Annotated in this window: 3 protein-coding genes; 2 read left to right on the top strand and 1 reads right to left on the bottom strand. The window is 42.7% G+C overall.

Features of this window, described 5'->3' with window-relative positions; genetic code table 11:
* Positions 1-23 precede the first annotated feature (23 nt).
* A complete protein-coding gene (locus tag OWEHO_RS18420) occupies positions 24-7,028 on the bottom strand; it encodes a T9SS C-terminal target domain-containing protein (RefSeq protein WP_014203590.1) in 7,005 nt (2,334 codons plus the stop codon).
* Between the two features lie 1,084 nt (positions 7,029-8,112).
* Between OWEHO_RS18420 and OWEHO_RS16240 the strand changes: the two genes are divergently transcribed.
* Together OWEHO_RS16240 and OWEHO_RS16235 are read left to right on the top strand one after the other, a co-directional pair.
* Entirely contained in the window at positions 8,113-19,515 is an 11,403-nt protein-coding gene (locus tag OWEHO_RS16240; protein ID WP_014203588.1) for a PKD domain-containing protein, read from the top strand.
* Positions 19,490-20,617 (top strand): PorP/SprF family type IX secretion system membrane protein, encoded by a 1,128-nt coding sequence (locus OWEHO_RS16235; RefSeq protein ID WP_014203587.1) that lies wholly within the window; start codon positions 19,490-19,492, stop codon positions 20,615-20,617. The genes OWEHO_RS16240 and OWEHO_RS16235 overlap by 26 nt, the downstream gene beginning before the upstream one ends.
* Positions 20,618-20,801 lie beyond the last annotated feature (184 nt).

Raw genomic sequence — 20,801 nt, 5'->3', positions numbered from 1 at the left:
GGAAAACAGCAGGATTAATTTCTTTATCTGAGGATATTAAAATGTCCCGTCTCAGTCAATTGATCTGACTTAAAGGAATATAAGTAAACATCAGACTTTGCTATGTATCCATTAACCGTGCCATCCCATGCTTCTTTAAAGGGCTGATTGGTTTCAAACACCTTGGCTCCCCATCTATTAAATACTTCCATCGTGGCATTGGTAAAGCACTCTTCACTTCCTTTTATGGTATAAGTGTCGTTGATTCCATCACCATCAGGAGTAAAAGCTGTGGCGAAAAATGCCTTAACCTCCACTTGCTCAGAGATTACAAACTCCTCGGTAACTATACACCCTTCTGCATCCGTTAAGCTCAATACGTAGTTTGCAGATTGCAGGTTCATTTTACCCTCATACACTTCTTGTCCATTTAACGATAAGTGAAAAGGTGCTACGGCACCACTTACTGCTATTTGAATTTCCGCATCAGCGTAAGATGCACAAGTAAGTTCCTCCATACTTACAAAAAGTCGCATATCCTTATTCATAAATTCAAAAGTACGCGTGGTAGAACATCCACCAGCATCGGTTACCACTAGCCGGTATGATCCGTTATCAACATTATAATGATTGAGAGTGGTAGTTCCATCCTGCCATTTATATGTATATGGGGCTAAGCCTCCCGATACTGCTAACTCAATAAACCCAAAGTCTGTTGGATCACAACCGGGAGCAATTACATTTACATCTTCCACTACCAAAGGCTGTGGGTCTTTTATTTCGAAAGCTACGCTCGTGCCACATCCGGCTGAGTCAAGCACATAAACAGAGTATTTACCAGCATGCAGGTCAGTTACACCCGCAGAGGTTACCTTTCCATGATTTACTACTATACTGCTAATACCTGTATTTCCTGAGGCTCTTAAAAAGACTTCACCGTCTCCTTCGCCCGCGCAAGTGGGGTGCTTGATGCTATCAACAACCACAATGAATGAATCAGGCTCAGTGATAGTATAAGTCGCTGTTGCGCTGCAGCCCTTACCATCCGTGACATTTACCGAATAAATTCCAGGTTTTACGTTTAATAAGGTCTGTCCACTAACATTATTGCTCCAATTAATGGAATATGGGGCCTCGCCTCCTTTTACGTTTATTGAAATACTCCCGGAAAGACCATTGCATAAAGCATGATCAATACTTTGTAATTCAATTTCTAATGAGTCAGGGCTTGAAAGGTTTACCGCAAGGCTGTCATTGCATCCCAAAGCATCAGAAACTAAAACATAATTGAAACCACCAGAAAGACCATGAGCAGTATCAGAGGTAGATCCGTTACTCCAGTTATAACTAAAAGGCGCTGTACCTCCAGTAATATCAACCTTTGCAAAACCTGTATTAGTACCTGCGCAAAGCGGAGCTGAAGAAGAGTCTAAGCTTAAGCTAAAATTACCACCCCCTGCTACAGAAACTTGAACACTATCCGAGCAACCATTAGCATCGGTAACTACAGCATTATAAGTTCCAGCAGATAATCCTTGGACTGAAGGTGTAACTTGATTGGTGTTCCAAAGAATTGAATAAGGAGCTGTTCCACCACTTACAGATATTGATGCTGTTCCATTTTGCTGGCCACAGGTTTCTGATGAAACACTATCCACCACTACTGACAGAGCTTGTGGTTCAGTGATAATAAAGCTTGCCTGACTTGAGCATCCATTGGCATCAGTCAAAACCAGCGTGTATGTTCCTGCTGTAAGATTGGCTAGAGAGCTATCCACTTGACTGTTATTCCATAATAGTGAATAAGGAGCTGTTCCGCCTTTTACAGAAACATCGATTGCACCGTCATTTCCACCATGGCAACTTACACTTTGCTGATTTTTGAGAACAATCTGTAAGCTATCAGGATTAGATAAAGTAAAGCTTGCTGTAGTAGAACAACCCCGGCTGTCGGTAACCGTTACTCCATAGCTTCCGCTACCGAGGTTGTTCAGAGTAGAGACCGTATCGCTGGTACTCCAGAGAATATTATAAGGGGCGTTTCCACCCGAAATGTCAATTGAAAGTATTCCATCATTACCACCAAAACAAGATGGGTTTTGAAGGCTATCACTACTTACCTGCAGTGGTGCTGGTGATGTCAATAGAAAATTTATACTATCCTCACATCCTATAGCATCTTGTACAATTACGTAATAGTTTCCAGCAGCCAGACCCATGGTCGTATCCGAAATGGAGCCATTGCTCCAGGTAAATGTATACGGTGCATTTCCACCTTGAGGCAGCACTTTTGCAAAACCATCACTCCCACCAAAACAAGATGGTAAAACAGTGGTATCTAAAGAAGCCGAAAAGCCAGATAAGTTTTGTACCTGAACAGAAATACTATCTGTGCAACCTATAGAGTCGGAAACATAAGCGGTGTAGGTTCCTGCTGCTAATCCAGTAATTTGACTCCCCAATTGGCTATTACTCCATGTTACGGAATATGGAGCCGTACCTCCTGAAACAGAAACTGAGGCCATTCCATTTTGATTGCCACAAGTGGCTGCGGCCAAAGTATCTAAGTTTAGCACGAGTGGAGTTGGTGTAACCAAAGTATACTGCGAAGCAACCATACATCCATTGCCATCTGTAACTGTCACTCCATAAGTACCAGCTGCTAGGTTACTAAGAGCTCTACTCGTATCATTTGTATTCCACAAAATTGTATACGGAGCTTGCCCTCCTGAAATTGCAATTGACAATTCGCCATCAGCACCTCCACATGTAGGGTGAGTAGTGGTTTGAAATGCTAATGCCGGAGCAGTAGCTGATGCTAAATTTACCATAACACTATCCTCACAACCGTTGGCATCTTGCACTCTAATTAAATAGTTACCTGCACCTAGCCCTGATGACGAAGCGGTGATTCCTCCATTGCTCCAAGTGTAACTGTATGGCGCTACTCCACCACCAACTGAAACCTCAATATATCCATTGGGAGCTCCACATGAGGGTTGGAAAACACTATCCAAACTAAGAGCTACGTTTGTAGCGCCCTGTACCATCACTTGAACACTATCCGAGCAACCATTAGCATCGGTAACTACAGCATTATAAGTACCTGCTGATAAGCCTTGAATGGAAGGTGCAGATTGCTTGGTGTTCCAGAGGATGGAATAGGGAGCTGTGCCTCCATTTACAGATATAGATGCCCTTCCATTTTGCTGACCACAGGTTTCTGATGAAACACTATCCACCACTACTGACAGAGCTTGTGGTTCAGTGATAATAAAGCTTGCCTGACTTGAGCATCCATTGGCATCAGTCAAAACCAGCGTGTATGTTCCAGTTGTAAGATTGGCTAGAGAGCTATCCACTTGACTGTTATTCCATAATAGTGAATAAGGAGCTGTTCCGCCTTTTACAGAAACATCGATTGCACCGTCATTTCCACCATGGCAACTTACATTTTGCTGATTTTTGAGAACAATCTGTAAGCTATCAGGATTAGATAAAGTAAAGCTTGCTGTAGTAGAACAACCCCGGCTGTCGGTAACCGTTACTCCATAGCTTCCGCTACCGAGGTTGTTCAGAGTAGAGACCGTATCGCTGGTACTCCAGAGAATATTATAAGGGGCGTTTCCACCCGAAATGTCAATTGAAAGTATTCCGTCATTACCACCAAAACAAGATGGGTTTTGAATTGTATCTACAGCTACCTGCAATTGATTTGGCGAATATAATAGAAAATTGATGCTATCCCCACACCCTATAGCATCTTGTACAATTACGTGATAGTTTCCAGCAGCTAAACCCATGGCCGTATCCGAAGTGGAGCCATTGCTCCAGATAAATGTGTACGGTGCCTGCCCCCCTTGAGGCAGTACTTTTGCAAAGCCATCACTCCCACCAAAACAAGATGGTAAAACAGTGGTATCTAAAGAAGCTGAAAAGCCAGATAGATTTTGTACCTCAACAGAAATACTATCTATGCAACCTATTGAATCGGTAACATAAGCGGTGTAGGTTCCCGCGGCTAACCCTGAAATTTGACTTCCTTGTTGGCTATTACTCCATGTTACGTAATATGGAGCCGTACCTCCTGAAACAGAAATTGAGGCCATTCCATTCTGATTGCCACAAGTGGCTGCGGCCAAAGTATCTAAGTTTAGCACGAGTGGAGTTGGTGTAACCAAAGTATACTGCGAAGCAACCATACATCCATTGCCATCTGTAACTGTCACTCCATAAGTACCAGCTGCTAGGTTACTAAGAGCTCTACTCGTATCATTTGTATTCCACAAAACTGTATACGGAGCTTGGCCTCCCAAAATCGCAATTGACAATTCGCCATTGTTACCATTGCAAGTGGGATCTTTTGTTGTTTGAAAAGAAATGGATGGTGTCGTTGTAGCCACTAAATTCACGGATACACTGTCTTCACAATCTTTAGAGTCCTTTACAATAATGGTATAAGTACCTGAAGAAAGTCCTGATGACGAAGTGGAGCTTCCTCCATTGCTCCATGTGTAGCTGTATGGTGCCACTCCACCACCAACTGAAACTCCAACATATCCGTTAGGCACCCCACATGATGGTTGGAAAACGCTATCCACTCTAAGGGCAACGTTTGAAGTACTTGGAACAAATACCTGTAGGCTATCTTGACAGCCAAGTGCATCTGTTACAACTGCTGTATAGTTACCGCTGGCTACTCCAGCTATCGAAGATCCCATCATAGAGTTACTCCAAACAACGGCATATGGAGCAGTTCCTCCAGTTACAGTAATAGATGCTGCCCCATTTGGTAAACCGCAGGATGCTACCTCTACACTATCTAAATGGATACTCAAAGCTGAAGGTTCAGTTACTATATATTGAGCTGACGCTATACAACCTGCACTATCTGTTACTGACACAGAGTAAGTACCTGCACTTAAATTATTGTTTAATGCGGATTGAACGCTATTACTCCAACTATACACATATGGTGTTGATCCGCCATTCACTTCCACTTCTACTGCTGCATCAATACCTCCATTACATGAAATAGTTTGTATGGTTTTAAAGCTCAACCACAAACTATCTGGATTGGCAAGCATATAATTTGCAGAAAGAGAACAACCTCGACTATCGGTCACAGTGACGCTGTAGTTTCCGCTAGGGAGGTTGTTCAGAGTAGAGCTCGTATTGCTGGTATTCCAGAGGATATTATAAGGGGCTGTTCCCCCGGAGATACCAACATGTATTGCTCCATCAAATGCGTTATGACAAGAAGGATCTTCAATATGATTCAAGCTTAAAGTCAAACTATCGGGGTCTAGAAAATCATGAGCTATGCTTTCAACACACCCAAAGACATCGGTTACAGTAAGAATATATGTGCCGGATGATAAGCCTCCCAAAGCGGAAGTAGAAGCATTTGTATTCCATAAAAAACTGTAGGGAGCTGCCCCTCCTGAAACTAATGGTTTCAAGTATCCGTTTGATCCCCCAGGACAACTAATACTTTGAATGGAGTCCCAACTAAGTGTAAGACCTGCTCCAGCAGGTACACTTATGGAAACACTATCTGAGCATCCATTAGCATCAGTCACTTTCACGCCATAATTCCCAGGAAGCAGATTTGTTCTGGTAGAAGCGGTGGTTGAATCGCTCCATGTAAAAGTATAAGGTGCGGCACCTCCATTTCCCAATAAGGAAACGTAACCATTGGCAGCAGTAGCACAGCTAGTCGCTTTTATAGAGTCAACGCTGACTGTCACTCCGGCTCCACCCTGAGTAATCATGATTGTCACTGTATCCGTACAATTTGCATTATCCGTTACAGCCACCTTATTTGCACCCAAGTTGAGTTGATTGTTGGTCAAACCCCCAGGGCCACTTGGCCATACAACATTGTAAGGTGGCACACCTCCATTTATTGAAATTGTAGCAGAAGCACCTGTGGTAGCCCCACAAGCTAATGTTGTCTGGTTAGTAACGTTCGTAGTAAATGATGCTCCTCCTTTTATTACCACAGAGGCAGTATCACTGCAACTTCCATTGGAAACAATAACTGTATGCGTTCCTACGGAAAGGTTATTAGCAGTGGCAGTAGTAGCATTATTTGACCAGTTATAAGTATATGGGCCAGAAGCTCCTGCAGCGGTAACGGTAGCCGATCCTCCACTACCACAGCCAGCATCAGTTTGGGCGGTAATAGTTCCAAATAAAGACCAAGGTGTGATTACTGTAAATTGATAATCTCTACGCACTTTGCCAATCAGAACTCCATTTCTATATTCATTTACACAAATCCCAATCGCAAATTTTCCAAGCTGGTTAGGTGTACCCGATAGAATTCCCGTAGCTGGGTCTATGCTAAATGCCGGGCTTGAAGGCACCATATTATTTGAAGAATATCCTGGTGCAAAAGAAACACTGCTAAAAGGGGACGAAGGTGTAGCATCATTCAAAGGGGAGCATAATTGAAAAAACAGGGAATCCCCATCAACGTCAGACGCATTTATAGGAACGCTTAATGGAACATTTACAGGAATAGCTACTGGTGGATACGCTCCAAAGGTAGGACTGCTATTACACCCTAGCGTAGAAGAAGGATATAAATAGGCCGGAAATGTAGCTCCTGTTTTCCAGGCGTTTGCAATATTGTCTACATTGTTATTTCTACAGCATTCCTGATTATATATAGTATAAGAAGCTAAACCACCAGGTAGATACGCACTGTCCACCACGTACTCCGCAGTTTCAATACAAATAGCAGGGGTTGGCTGTCCACATCCCGGCTGATTTACATTTAAAAACGAAGATGGTCCTTTTGGAACATTGTGGGTTTGAATGATGGTGCCTGAGGGGTTTGCTATTTCAATATCCGTAGATGGTGGCATAACTACTCCACCACAGTCACGATAATACCTAAGCGTGATTTGGTAATAATCATTTCCCAAACATTTGTATGACATTTCTCCACCAACAATATGTGAGGCAAAAGTTACCGTGCTTAAGAATAGAGTAACAATAGTAAGTAGTATCTGTTTCGAAGATGTTTCAATTCTCTTCATGAGCGACTTGGCAAATAGAGTTGTGTGGATACATAAGTATCTTTTTAATGTTTCATTATGTGTCGAAAGTTTTAACCAACATCTAGCAGGACAGGTATATGCAATTCACAAACTTGGAAATGAGTTTTCAAATCAATTTTCCAAAAAAGGATTACATGCTAGCAATTAAAAATTGCCACCCGGCTTATGTAATATCTGTGAGTTTTGAGATGTGAGCGATTTTGGCGAATCAGATTTTACCGATTCAAGGGTCGCAAAAGTAATGGTGCTAACTACATATAGCAATACCAACCAACAAGCCAATAAAAGAAGTGTGGAGTAACGTTTCATAAATGAGTGAATTTTGAGTTTTTGTGACGCGTCAAATATATAAAAGATTGACAACCAAACTATTAAAACACAAAAATCACAAAAACGAACATTGAGTTACATTATAACTTTTTCTGCAAACACCCCAAAAGAAACCTTTATAGACAATGAAAAATGCGTTATTACATTTTATCAACAAAAAAGTTTAAAAAAAATATAAAAAAGTTGCCAAAGCCCTATTTCACAAGGGATTTGACCCCATGATGCGGAAATTGTAGAAAAAAGTCACAAATAGGAAAAAATAGGTCGAAAACACCGCTTTTCGGACTAGTAAATACAATACATACAAAGTTAGAAACACACCTAAGGTTTTTAAGTGATATTGACATAGTTAGAGATGTAGATTTTCCACAAATTCCACAATTTGGGGAATTCACTTATCAAGAATAAAATCAAGCTTCAACATCTTTTTTTCAAAAAAATTATGTTGAAAAAATTATAGTACTACAGGTTCACTACCAAATCCATCTGCATAATACCACTTTGTAACTATTGAAAGAATATGCTTACAAACAACATTGTAACTACCTAATTATTAGGATTCCATGTCTTGTTTCAGTTAAATTTGACCGTATTAGAAATCGTTAAAATTCTATGTCATGAAATTACTCACTCCCCTACTTTCACTCATCTTCTCTCCAACCAAAAAAATGAAGCTTTTGCTTATAAAAGTTTGATTGGTTCATAAAAAAGAACCAAAACTCACCGAGAAACCATGAGAGATACTAAACCACAAATCTACCTGGGAAAGCTCTTTTTAACCAGTATTCAAATTTTACTCTGCGCAGTAAGCTTTGGTCAATCTTCATTAGTTATAAGCCCTGCTGCTAATAATGACACTGTGCTACTTTGCCACCCCACAGATAATGTTGCCGCCTTTTCGGTGAGCAATGGCAGTGGTTCTTATTCATGGACATTTAGCGGTGGTAGCCCGGCAACGGCAAGTGGAGCTGGTTCGCACAGCATAACTTACTCTAGCGCTGGCACATACACTGCTACCATAAATTCGCCCTCAGACCCTAATTTAGATGGCCGTCAAATTACAGTGATAGTGGGAAGCCCAACCGCAGTGGCGCTATCACCCTCCGATACTTTATTTTGTGATAGCGATGCTCCTTATATAATAGATGGAGCTTTTCCTGGTGGCGGCTATTTCACTGGCTCCGGAATATCGGGTAATTCATTTGACCCTGCCGCAGCAGAAACCGGAACTCATACTATAACCTATTATTACCAAAATGGTAGTTGCCTTGATTCGGCCACCCAAGATTTTGTTGTAATGGGTACACCCACCACTAATCTGGCCGCCCAAGGATCGCCCATCGTTTTTGATGGCAAGCTCACCTACTCTCGCTGTGTTCCTGCTAATTCAACTTTTAACTTTTACACCACCACTAATTCATCTACCTACACATCCTACTCTATAGATTTTGGCGATGGCAGTGCTGTTCAAACCGGAACTACCTTTCCTTCACCAGCCATGGCTCACGCTTTCCCAAATATTGGGCAATACGAAGTTGTTCTTACTCTTTTTGGTGCCAATGGCTGCCCTAGTCATGATACGGTATTGGTGTTTTATGGTTCTAACCCCAGTGTAGGATTGAGTACTCAGGGAAACAATATTAAGTGCTTACCTCGCGACAGTACAGGAATTACCTTTTGGTTTCCGGTAACAGGCTACCAGTCCAATCCTCCGGGAACTATTTATGTAGTAGAAGTAAACGATGGTTCGCCACCCCAGTATTATAATCACCCGCCACCAGATAGTATCGGACACACATTTTTTGAGCCCAGTTGCGGCTATCAAAGTGTGAGTTTTAATGATGCCTTTATGGTAAAAATCACGGCCCAAACCCCATGTCAGCCACACTCTGCTGCTACGGTTGAGCCTATTTATATTTCTGATCCTCCCACTGCTGCTTTTGAAGCTCCAGAAAGAATTTGTATTGGAAATGTTGCCCTTATTAATGATGCATCTTGGGGTAGCCAAAATGCACTGACAGGCTGCGACACCAACGTACTTTTAGTTTGGGAAATCTCACCTTCCACCTTCACTCTTCAAAATGGTAATTTGGGAGCAACCTTTAATGATCCCTACCCAGGAAACTGGATTCCGGGTTCTGAACAATTGGAAGTGCTTTTTCAGCGCAAAGGGTATTATACCGTAAAACAATATGTGGGAAACCAGGCAGGATGCGAGGTAGACACTATGGAAATGGTGATTTGTGTAGATTCTATTCCTGATCCTGATTTTGAGCTTATAGCAGATACCCTCTGCGTCCCCGATACGGTCAAAGGGCATTATTTGAATCACCTCATTAGCTTATGCGACACCTCCGATTTGCAATGGGACATCTCGCCAGCCACTGGGCACACCCTACTTTCCTCTCCCACTGACTCCATATTTGAAGCTTACTTTTATGAAGCGGGAAACTACTCCATCACCGTTACCGCCAATAATATGTGCGGCTCGGCATCATTTTCCAGAATAATAAATGTGGGCAACGCTCCATCATTAGTTATGGAGCCCGAACAGGATTTTTGTGGACTCCAAACCATCGATATTTCCAATCCACTATTTGCACCTACAAAATATGATAGCCTTGCCCCGCTGCTCTCGCATCAATGGGACATTTACCCAAATACCGGTTGGACATTTATAAATGGAACCAACGTAAGCTCTGAGTTTCCAGAAATAGACTTTACTGCTTACGGAACCTATCAATTGGTATACACAATTACGAACCGATGTGGGACAGATACCGACACGATGGAGCTTTCCTTTTGGGAAATACCAACATTAGATCTCATCCCCGACACACTAATTTGCTACAATAGTGATTTTGGAGTAAGAGCTACTGTGCAAGGTGGAAATACACCTTATAGCTGGGAGTGGTTTACTTCAGGATCAGCCGGTGTACAAGGAACCACTGATTCTCTTTCCCTTACGGGAATTACCACGACCACCACTGTTTCAGTAATTGTTACTGATTCAGCTGGTTGTTCGGACACTACCGATTTTGAAATTACAGTAACACCTCCCCTTTCAGTAAACGCTGGGCCAGACCAAACTATTTGTTATACCGACACCGCATTTCTTTCGGCCACTCCTACAGGAGGAACTGCTCCTTATACTTATGCCTGGTCGCCCAATATTGGGTTAAACGATAGCACCCTGCAAAGTCCATTTCGCACACCATTAGATTCTACTGTAGCTTATACAGTAACCATTACCGATGCCAAAGGATGTACCGCTACCGATCAGGTAATTATAAATGTTACACCTCTAATTGATTTGGACGCTGGCCCTGATTTCACACTGTGCCATGATAGCATTTTGTACCCGCTTACCAGCCAAAGCCACAATGGTGGAGTATGGAACGGACCAGGAGTAAGTGCAGGAAACTTTGACCCAATCGCTGCCGGACTAGGTACACACAAATTATATTACAATTATATAGACGCAGGTGGTTGTGCTTACCTCGACAGTCTTGAAATCACCGTGATTTCTATTCCTGAGGCCAACTTTAGCTTAAGCCAATTTGCCGGATGTTCTATTTTAGAAACTCAGGTTTATGATTCTTCTACAGTTGGTGTTTCCCACTTTTGGTATGTAGATGGTGTGCTCACTTCAAATCAAGCAGCCCCATTTTTTAGCTTGATAAATAATTCAAACACTACCGACAGAATTGTAACCATAAAACTGATTATCACTGCTGGTACAGGTTGTAAAGATTCTATTCAAAAAACGGTGACGGTTTACCCAAATCCACAAGCCGTAATTAACACACCAGCTAGTATTTGCGCCAATGATAGCGTGCAAATTTCCAGCGGAAGCGTATTTAAAGGAACTGCAAAATATGAGTGGTATGCACCGGGAAATGTGAGCATTTCCAATGATACCATTGCTGCGCCTTACTTTGGTTTCCCTGATAATCAAAGTGGAATTGACTCGGTTTACACCATCGGCCTTATTGTAACTTCAATTGATAGATGTACCGACACCATTCAGCAAAACATCATTATTTACTCTCGCCCCGTTGCTGATTTTGGCCTTCCGGCAAATGCCTGTGCTCCTATCGGTATTAACCCAATCAACGCTTCTTTAGGAAGTGGACTGAACTACAACTGGACGGTAAGCCCAAGCGTAACCATTACCGGAGCAAACAGTGCAAACCCTACTTTCAACTTTCCAGCAGTAGCAACTGATTCTGCAGTTTATACCATCGATCTTTATATTTCTGATGATAACGGTTGTATTAATACTACTTCCAAAACTTATACGGTTTATCCCCTTCCAACAGCTGATTACACTACTTCAGTAAATGATAGTTGTGGACCGATGGTGGTTAATTTTCACAACTGGTCAACTTCCAATATTAGCAGCCAGTTTTTGAAAGACCTTAGCATTGACTGGGATTTTGGAAACGGACAAACTTCAAACGATTCACTACCTGTTGTTACCTTTTTGAATAATGGCGTAAACGATACCAATTATGTAGTTACACTTACGGTAACCAATCAATTTGGATGTACCGATGTACTAATCGACACCATCACCGTTCACCCAGATCCATTTGCCGGAATCTCTGCAAAATACTGGGCTGGCTGTGCTCCATTTTCAATTGATACTTCTGCAGTAACAGCTGTGAGTTCGCCCAATGCCAACCTCAACTACATCTGGATAGTTACCGATATGAGCGGCAATCTCTTAAAAACAGATACCGGACTTTATAGCCTGAGCTATATTCTTGCAACAGATGGTGATTCGGTAAACCTAAGGTTGATTACCACCAGTCCTTATGGGTGTTTGAATGACACGCTTGACGCGATGTTCTACACCATCCAAAACCCAACAGCAAACTTTGCTTTGTTGCCTGATAGTGGCTGTAGTCCTCTTACCATCACAATGTCTGACTCATCAACTACTGGAGTTTTACATGATTGGTTTATAAATGGAAACTTGTTTAGTCAAGCTATAAGCCCAAGTCTCACTTTGGTGAATAATAGCCACACTCAGGATTCTATTGCTGAAATAAAGTTGGTAATCATGTCCGGTACTGGGTGTATAGATTCAGCTACAGAATATGTAACCATTCACCCAAGACCATTGGCTAACTTTAGCATTGCTGCAAATAGTTGTCCTGCTGATACCTTGACCGCCACCAACAATACTATTGGCAAAGGAACTTTAAGCTACAGCTGGTCGGTAAACTCATCAGCCGTTTGGGTTTCAAATCCATCTGACAGTACACCCTCTTTCGGTTTCCCGGATAACCAAAGCGGAACTGACTCAGTTTACACCATCACTTTAATTAGCACCAGCGAAGATGGATGCACGGATACCACCACGCAAAACGTAACGATTTTTGCCCGCCCAGTGGCTAATTTCAATTTGCCGGCAGCCGCCTGTGCACCGTTTACATTAAACCCTACTGACAGCTCTACAGGAAATAATGTTTCCTACTCGTGGAGTATTTCTCCAAGTGTACCCGGAAGCAATTTAGCTACAGCTTCACCTAGCTTCAACTTACCGATCACCACCAATGATTCGGTACAATACACCATTAGCTTAAGCTTGACCGATGCCAATGGATGTACTGACACCATCAGTCATAAATACACTGTACACCCGGTTTCTACATCTGGCTTTACTATGACAGTAGCTGATACCTGCGGACCACATGCTATTAAGTTCACCAATACTTCTACACCAAACCAAGCGGGAATGGATAGAAGCAGCATGAACTTTTACTGGAATTTTGGAAATGGTCAAGGAAGCACGGACTCTATTCCAAGCACCACCTACTCTAATAACGGAACCAAAGACACCACCTACTACATTTCATTATACGTGGTAAATGCCTTTGGCTGCGATGACCTTTATGAAGATAGCATCACCATTCATCCGGATCCGGTGGCGGATATCAATTTCAACTCTACGGTTTCGTGTGCGCCATTTGTAATTGATAGCACTGTGGTGAATGCCGTGAGTTATAGCTCAGCAAACAGCCAATATAACTGGAGAGTACTTGATACCAAAGGAAATGTAATTAGCACTTTTAGCGGAATAAATGCCGTGAACCACACTATTACAGCTGCTGCTGATACGGTAATTTTGGAATTAACCGCTGTGAGCCCATTTGGATGTAGCACAGATACCGCAACCAAGCTTTTCTATACTATAGAAAACCCGGTTGCCAAGTTCATTCCTGTTCCGGCTCAAGCATGCTCCCCTGCTACCGTTACTGTTTTAGATTCCTCCTCGGTTGGCGCCAATAAGTCTTGGTATGTGAATGGGCAGTTCTTTGCCAGTGGCAATAATCCTGTTTTCAATTTTGTGAATAATAGCATTATTCAGGATAGCATCATTACCATAAAAGTGGTAGTAGAAGCAGGTACTGGTTGTAAAGATTCAGTAGAACATCAAGTAACTATTTATCCAAAACCAATTGCTGATTTTAGCATTGCAGCAAACAGTTGCCCGGGCGATACTTTAGTTGCCACCAATGCTTCAACCGGGAGAGCACCATTGAGATACATCTGGACAATTAGCTCTTCGGCTGTTTGGGTTTCGGATACTGCTGCGCTTAATCCTTCTTTTGGTTTCCCAGATAACCAAAGTGGGTTTGACAGCACGTACACCATCACTTTGATTACCTACACCGCTGATGGATGCTCTGACACCACAACAAATGATGTAACCATTTTTGCTCGCCCTGTGGCTGATTTTAGCCTTCCGGCAAATGCCTGCTCTCCTGAAATATTGAGTCCAACTGATCTTTCTTCTGGCAACAATATCAATTACAATTGGACCATTACTCCTTCTGTAATAGCTACCGGACTGAATACTTCCACTCCGCAGTTTGAGTTGCCATTGAGCACGAACGATTCCGTGCAATACACTATTCACTTGGCCTTGACCGACACCAATGGTTGTGTTGATTCTATCACAAAATATTATACAGTTTACCCGAAGCCAACGGCAGGATTTACGCTTTCAACCGCTGATACTTGTAGTCCTTACAATGCCAACTTCAGCAACACTTCTTTAACCAACCAAAGTGGAATGGGTCCAGGCACTATGACTTTCACTTGGGATTTAGGAAATGGCCAAACCAGCACTGATTCTATTCCCACGACAGCGTACACCAATGCCGGAAACACGGACACCACTTATTACATTACCCTTACGGTAACAAATGCCTTTGGATGTAGCGATACTATTTCGGATAGCATCACCATCCACCCAGATCCGGTGGCTGATATCAACTTCAGCTCTACGGTTTCGTGTGCGCCATTTGTAATTGATAGCTCGGTGGTGAATGCCATCAGCTACAGCTCAGCAAACAGCCAGTATAACTGGAGAATATTAGATACACAAGGAAACGTAATCAGCACTTTTAGCGGACTGAACAATGTTTCTCACATCATCACCGCTCCTGCCGACACCGTTATTTTGGAGCTTACTGCAGTGAGTCCTTTTGGTTGCAAAACCGATACTGCGACCCAAGTTTTTTATACCATAGAAAATCCGGTTGCTAAGTTCACTCCTGTTCCGGCTCAAGCTTGTTCACCAGTTACGGTTAGCGTATTGGATTCTTCCTCTACCGGAGCTAACAAGTCTTGGTATGTGAATGGGCTTTTCTATGCCAGTGGCAATAATCCTGTTTTCAATTTTGTGAATAATAGTATTACTCAGGATAGCATCATCAGCATAAAAGTGGTGGTAGAAGCAGGTACCGGTTGTAAAGATTCTGTAGAACAGAGAGTAACTATTTATCCAAAACCAATTGCTGATTTCAGCATTGCTGCTAATAGTTGTCCAGGCGATACTTTAGTTGCCACAAATGCTTCAACCGGGAAAGCACCATTGAGCTACAGCTGGACAATTAGCTCTTCAGCTGTTTGGGTTTCAGATACTGCTGCGCTTAATCCTTCTTTTGGTTTTCCTGATAATCAAAGCGGGTTTGACAGTACGTACACCATCACTTTGATTACCTACACTGCTGATGGATGTTCGGATACAATCGCAAATGATGTAACCATTTTTGCTCGCCCAGTGGCTGATTTTAGCCTTCCGGCAAATGCCTGCTCGCCAGAAATATTGAGTCCAACTGATCTTTCTTCTGGTAACAATATCAATTACAATTGGAGCATTACTCCTTCTGTAATGGCTACCGGATTGAATACTTCCACTCCTCAGTTTGACTTGCCATTGAGCACAAATGACTCCGTGCAATACACCATTCATTTGGCTTTGACCGATACCAATGGTTGTGTTGATTCTATCACAAAATATTATACGGTTTATCCAAAACCAATGGCTGGTTTTACACCAAGCAACAATGATTCTTGTGGACCATTTACGGTAAGTTTTGCCAACACCTCATCGCCAAACCAAGCAGGCATGACCAGAGCGGACATGAGTTTCTTCTGGGATTTTGGAAACGGACAAACTTCAACGGATTCTGTTCCGACCGTTGTTTATAATAATATTGGTCTTCAGGACTCAACTTACTTTGTACAGCTTATTGCCACCAATGCTTGGGGATGTAGCGACACCATTTCGGATAGTATTACGGTGCACCCAGATCCTATCGTAAGCTACACTTTGACCACCGCATCTGATTGTGCTCCATTTGAAATTGACACCACGGTTATTACTCACACTCATCATGGAGCGGCCAACAGCGGTTACACTTGGGATTTTGTAGATGTAAACACTGGTCTGGTTGTTCAGTCATTCAGCAATAGCGATTCCATAAACTACGCACTAGCCTTGCCGGGAGATTCTATCATTTTGCGCACCGTGGCTTACAGTCCTTACGGTTGTAAAATTGATACCGTAGAAACTCTACTTTTTGCTTTAGGAAATAGTCTTCCGGGTTTTGTAGCCAGTGCTTATGACGGCTGTAGCCCACTTACCGTGAACTTTACCGATACCGTTCCCGGATTCAACACTTGGTCATGGTTGGTTGATGGTCAATTGGTTTCAAGTATTCAAAATCCAACGTACACTTTTACCAATACCAGCACCACAGCTGATAGTACTTATAAAGTACAAATGATTGCCACCACCGGCCTTGGGTGTACGGATACCGTTACACAATACATTACGGTTTTTGCGCAAATGGTTCCCAGTTTTAATGTGGCTCCAAATTGTAAAGGCGACACCACATACTTTACCAATACCACACAAAGCATTGATACAATCATTAATTGGAGCTGGGATTTTGGCGATGGACAAACAGATTCAACTGAAAGCCCAAGCCACCGCTATGCAAACCCTGGAGTTTACATTGTAAATATGAGCGCTACCAACGTTCATGGATGCGTTGCTGGTCAGATTGATACTGTAACTATTTACCCACGTCCGGTAGCCAACTTTGTAGCCAACTCGGCTTGTGGAAATGATACCCTTTGTAAAGATCAAAGCTTTACACTTCAAGACTCTTCCACTATCGCCACTTTAGGAGGAAGCATCACCGCCTGGAGCTGGGATATTGATGCCGATGGGACCATTGAGTACACCACTCAAAATCCGCTGCACACTTTTACAGCTATCGGCAATTATCCAATCCGCCTGATAGTAACTTCTCAATATGGATGTACCGACACGATATTGCGCACGGTAGAAGTGAATGAAATTCCTGTTGCCTATTTTACAATTGATAGTGCTACAGGTTGCGGCCCCGTTACTACCACGGTTACCGATAGCAGTTTTGGAAATATTGACACCCATTACTGGGAAGTTTATACCAAAAATCCTTCTGGTGCCAAAACCACAATTTTCACCAGTTACCAAGTAAACCCGGGAACGCTGCCTACATTCCTGCCAAAGTTTACCGCTGACACTACCTATTATATCAGCTATACCGTGAGCAATTGCTGCGGAAGCTATACACATACCGATTCCTTGGTGCTTACTTCTATCCCAATTGCGAGTATGATTCCTTCGGTTACTCAAGGTTGTAATCCTCTAACCGTGAACTTCCAATTGGATGGCCCAGTGAGCGGTCAGCCGGAGTATTTAATTATAGATTATGGCGATGGAAATGTGGATACGCTTTATCAGTTTTACCAAATAAACACAGTTGGCGACACCGTTTGGGTGTGGGGTCAACCAAGTCATACTTTCCGTAATCCAAATGTGCAAGACACCACGTATACCGTAAAACTTACTACAGTAAATAAGTGCGGTGACAGCACTGTAACTGCTGATATTTTGGTTTACCCAACTAATGCTCAGGCTTTCATCAATGCAAGTCCTGCTCAAGGTTGTGCACCGCTTACGGTTACCCTAAAAGATGCCTCATACGGAGGAATCAACACCTCATGGTGTTTGGATTACGACACCGCCACCGGAACTTGTAATCAACCTACAGCTCTTGGCGACTCTATCGTTTACACGTATAACACTCCGGGAACTTATGTGGTAGCTCAGTTTGTAAATGACGGGTGTAGCCTCGATACAGCTTTCAAGATTATTACAGTTTACCCCTCACCTACTGCAGCTTTTGTGCACACTACTCCCGCTTGTGAAGATGGCACTGTATTCTTTACTGACCAGAGCACTACAAACAGCTCTGGCATCAGCGGCTATGTTTGGGATTTTGGCGATGGACACACCTCTTTCCTTCAAAATCCAGTACATCAATACACCTCATCCGGAACCTTTACGGCCTGCATGGTGGTAATGACTGCCGGGGGATGTATGGATTCGGTTTGTAAAACGGTAACCATTTATGCAAAACCAGAAGTGAAATTCTCTGGTACCAACGAATGTCTGAATGAGCAACCTATCACCTTCTTTGATTCATCAAGTGTGGCTCATGGCCAAATCATCAGCACACTGTGGAAATTCGGTGATGGAAACACTTCTGTAAGCGCTAACCCAATTCATACCTACGCCAACCCAGGTATGTACACTGTAACATTAATTCATGGTTCTTCGTACGGGTGTATTGACAGTAGCACTCAAGTGGTAAATGTATTCCCTACAGCTACAGCCGATTTTGAGCCAGGCCGATCATTTGGTAAAGCATGCGGTGCTCCCCAAAGTTTTGGCTTCACCAACCTATCTACCAATGCAGCTGGCTACTATTGGGATTTTGACTACAATGGAAACCGAGGACAGAATACCAGCACCCTAACCAATCCTGGATTTATCTTCCAGCAAGAAGGTGTATACACAGTGATGCTAATCGCCACCAATACCAACGGTTGCTCGGACACGATGACCAAAGACGTTATAATTCGTCCATTCCCAAAAGCTGGTTTTAGAGGAAACAACTTTGAAGGTTGTGCTCCGCTTACCGTGGATTTCACCGACACCACAGTTTACAACTTTGCCCAAGGTGGTATTGTAGATTGGGTTTGGGACTTTGGTGACGGCACTACTGCGAGCGGTACACCAAATGTAACTCACACTTACACCGTACCCGGAAATTACGCTGTAAGCCTTTTGGTAGAAAATGATGGCGGATGTATCGACACAATTTTACTCAACAATTATATTGATGTATTAGCCACACCTTATGCTGGCTTTGATGCTCAAAAAATAGATGCTAAAACCTACAAGTTTAAAAATCAGACAAAGTTCATAAACGGCAGTACCACCTTTGAATGGGATTTTGGTGATGGCAACACAAGTACCGAATTTGAGCCAGAGCACAGATACAACGTAAACCTATTAGGCAACGATTATGAATTTGAAGTTTGCCTAAAAACAGCAAATGCCGAAGGCTGTGGAGATACTATTTGTACGCCTATAAAACTTACCGGCTATGACCTCTTTACACCAAACGCTTTTGCCCCCGATTTGGCTGGAGCCGGTGCCGCTCAGTATTTCTTGCCAGCTGGCCATAGTATGAAAACCTATCACCTCTACATTTTTGATGAGTGGGGTAATATAATTTTTGAATCGACCTCGCTTGATGAAAGCGGAATACCGAATGAACCATGGGACGGAAAACACATGGAAACCGGCACTGAATTACCCCTTGGGGCTTACGTGTGGAAAATAGACGCGGTGTTTACCGATGGTACTATTTGGGAAGGACATTCGTACGGAAAGAAACGTAAAAACTATGGTACAGTTACACTCATACGCTAGAGCTTGGCTTACGCTAATACTGCTTTGTTGTGCCATGCTGATGCAGGCGCAGGATCCAGTGTTTTCGCAATTTAACCTCAACAAAAATTACCTAAACCCAGCCTATGCAGGTTATTCTGGGGATTTAAGCCTTGGAGTAAACTCAAGGATGCAATGGAACAATATTCCCGGAAAGTTTAGCACCAACACTTTTAATGCAAACATTGGCTGTGGGGCTGGTAGATTTGGACTCGCCCTTACCGGCTATGATCACGTAGAGGGTGAAGGTTATTTACACTCTCAAAATGCAGCAGTACAAATGTCAGTAAACCTTCCCGGTAAATTGGGAAGAATGTTTGGACGCAAGCTGCGCAGACAGAAATACATTATGTCAGGAGGTATTTCCCTAGGTGTTGGTCAAAAAACTTTGGATTGGGACAAACTTACTTTTAGTGATCAGTATAGCGCTTACCAAGGTTTTTCGGGACAACCATCCGCTGCTCATGGTTATTCAGAAGCTTCAAACACCATATTTGACCTTAGTGCTGGCTTACGCATGCAAGCCGAAATAAACAGGAAGGGGTCTTACGTTTCATTTGGTGGAGCCATCTTTCACCTCAACAAACCTGTAGAAACTTTTTACGATAGCGATAACCGCTTACCACCGCGCTACACCTTTCATTTTTTCACATATCTACAAACCAAAAAGTTTACCAATAAACCCAACTTTCTTAGTGTGGGAATGATTTCTGACAATCAGCAAAACTTACGCACCAACACCTTCATGATGGCCAAAGATGTGCAGCACTGGGGAAAAGTAAGCATGGGATTTCGTAGGCAAAATTTTCTACTCGTTGACCGAAATGTAGATGCAGTTATCCTTCAAGGGCTGGTAAGTTTTGGCGGCCTCACACTCGGCTACAGCTATGATATTACTATTTCTAAGCTCGGACCGCACAACACTTTTGGAACTCATGAAATCGGTATTGCCTACAACTTTAGCGGTTTTGGGCTGTGTGGTGGAGGCAAAAAAGGAAAAGGAAAAAAATCAGCTGATAACTGTTTTATGCTGATGGATAATGTTGATTCAAATTTTAAAGATTTATACCTGTGGAATCCATAGACAATGATTTTGGTTGGAGTGAAAAGCCCTTGACTAGCTTAGGCGAAGCGAGGGCTTTATCACCTCATATTTTTTAAATATATCGCTCACTGATAACAACAAGTAAGATGAGTTGGTTGGAGTGATGAGCCCCCGCGGAGTTCTTCGGAACAAGCGGGGGCTTTAAAATTCAGAAACTTAATTT

This window comes from Owenweeksia hongkongensis DSM 17368 (assembly GCF_000236705.1).
In the GTDB taxonomy this organism is placed as follows: Bacteria; Bacteroidota; Bacteroidia; order Flavobacteriales; family Schleiferiaceae; genus Owenweeksia; species Owenweeksia hongkongensis.
The sequence above is the reverse complement of the archived record's forward strand: the minus strand, read 5'-3'. Positions and strand labels throughout refer to the sequence as shown.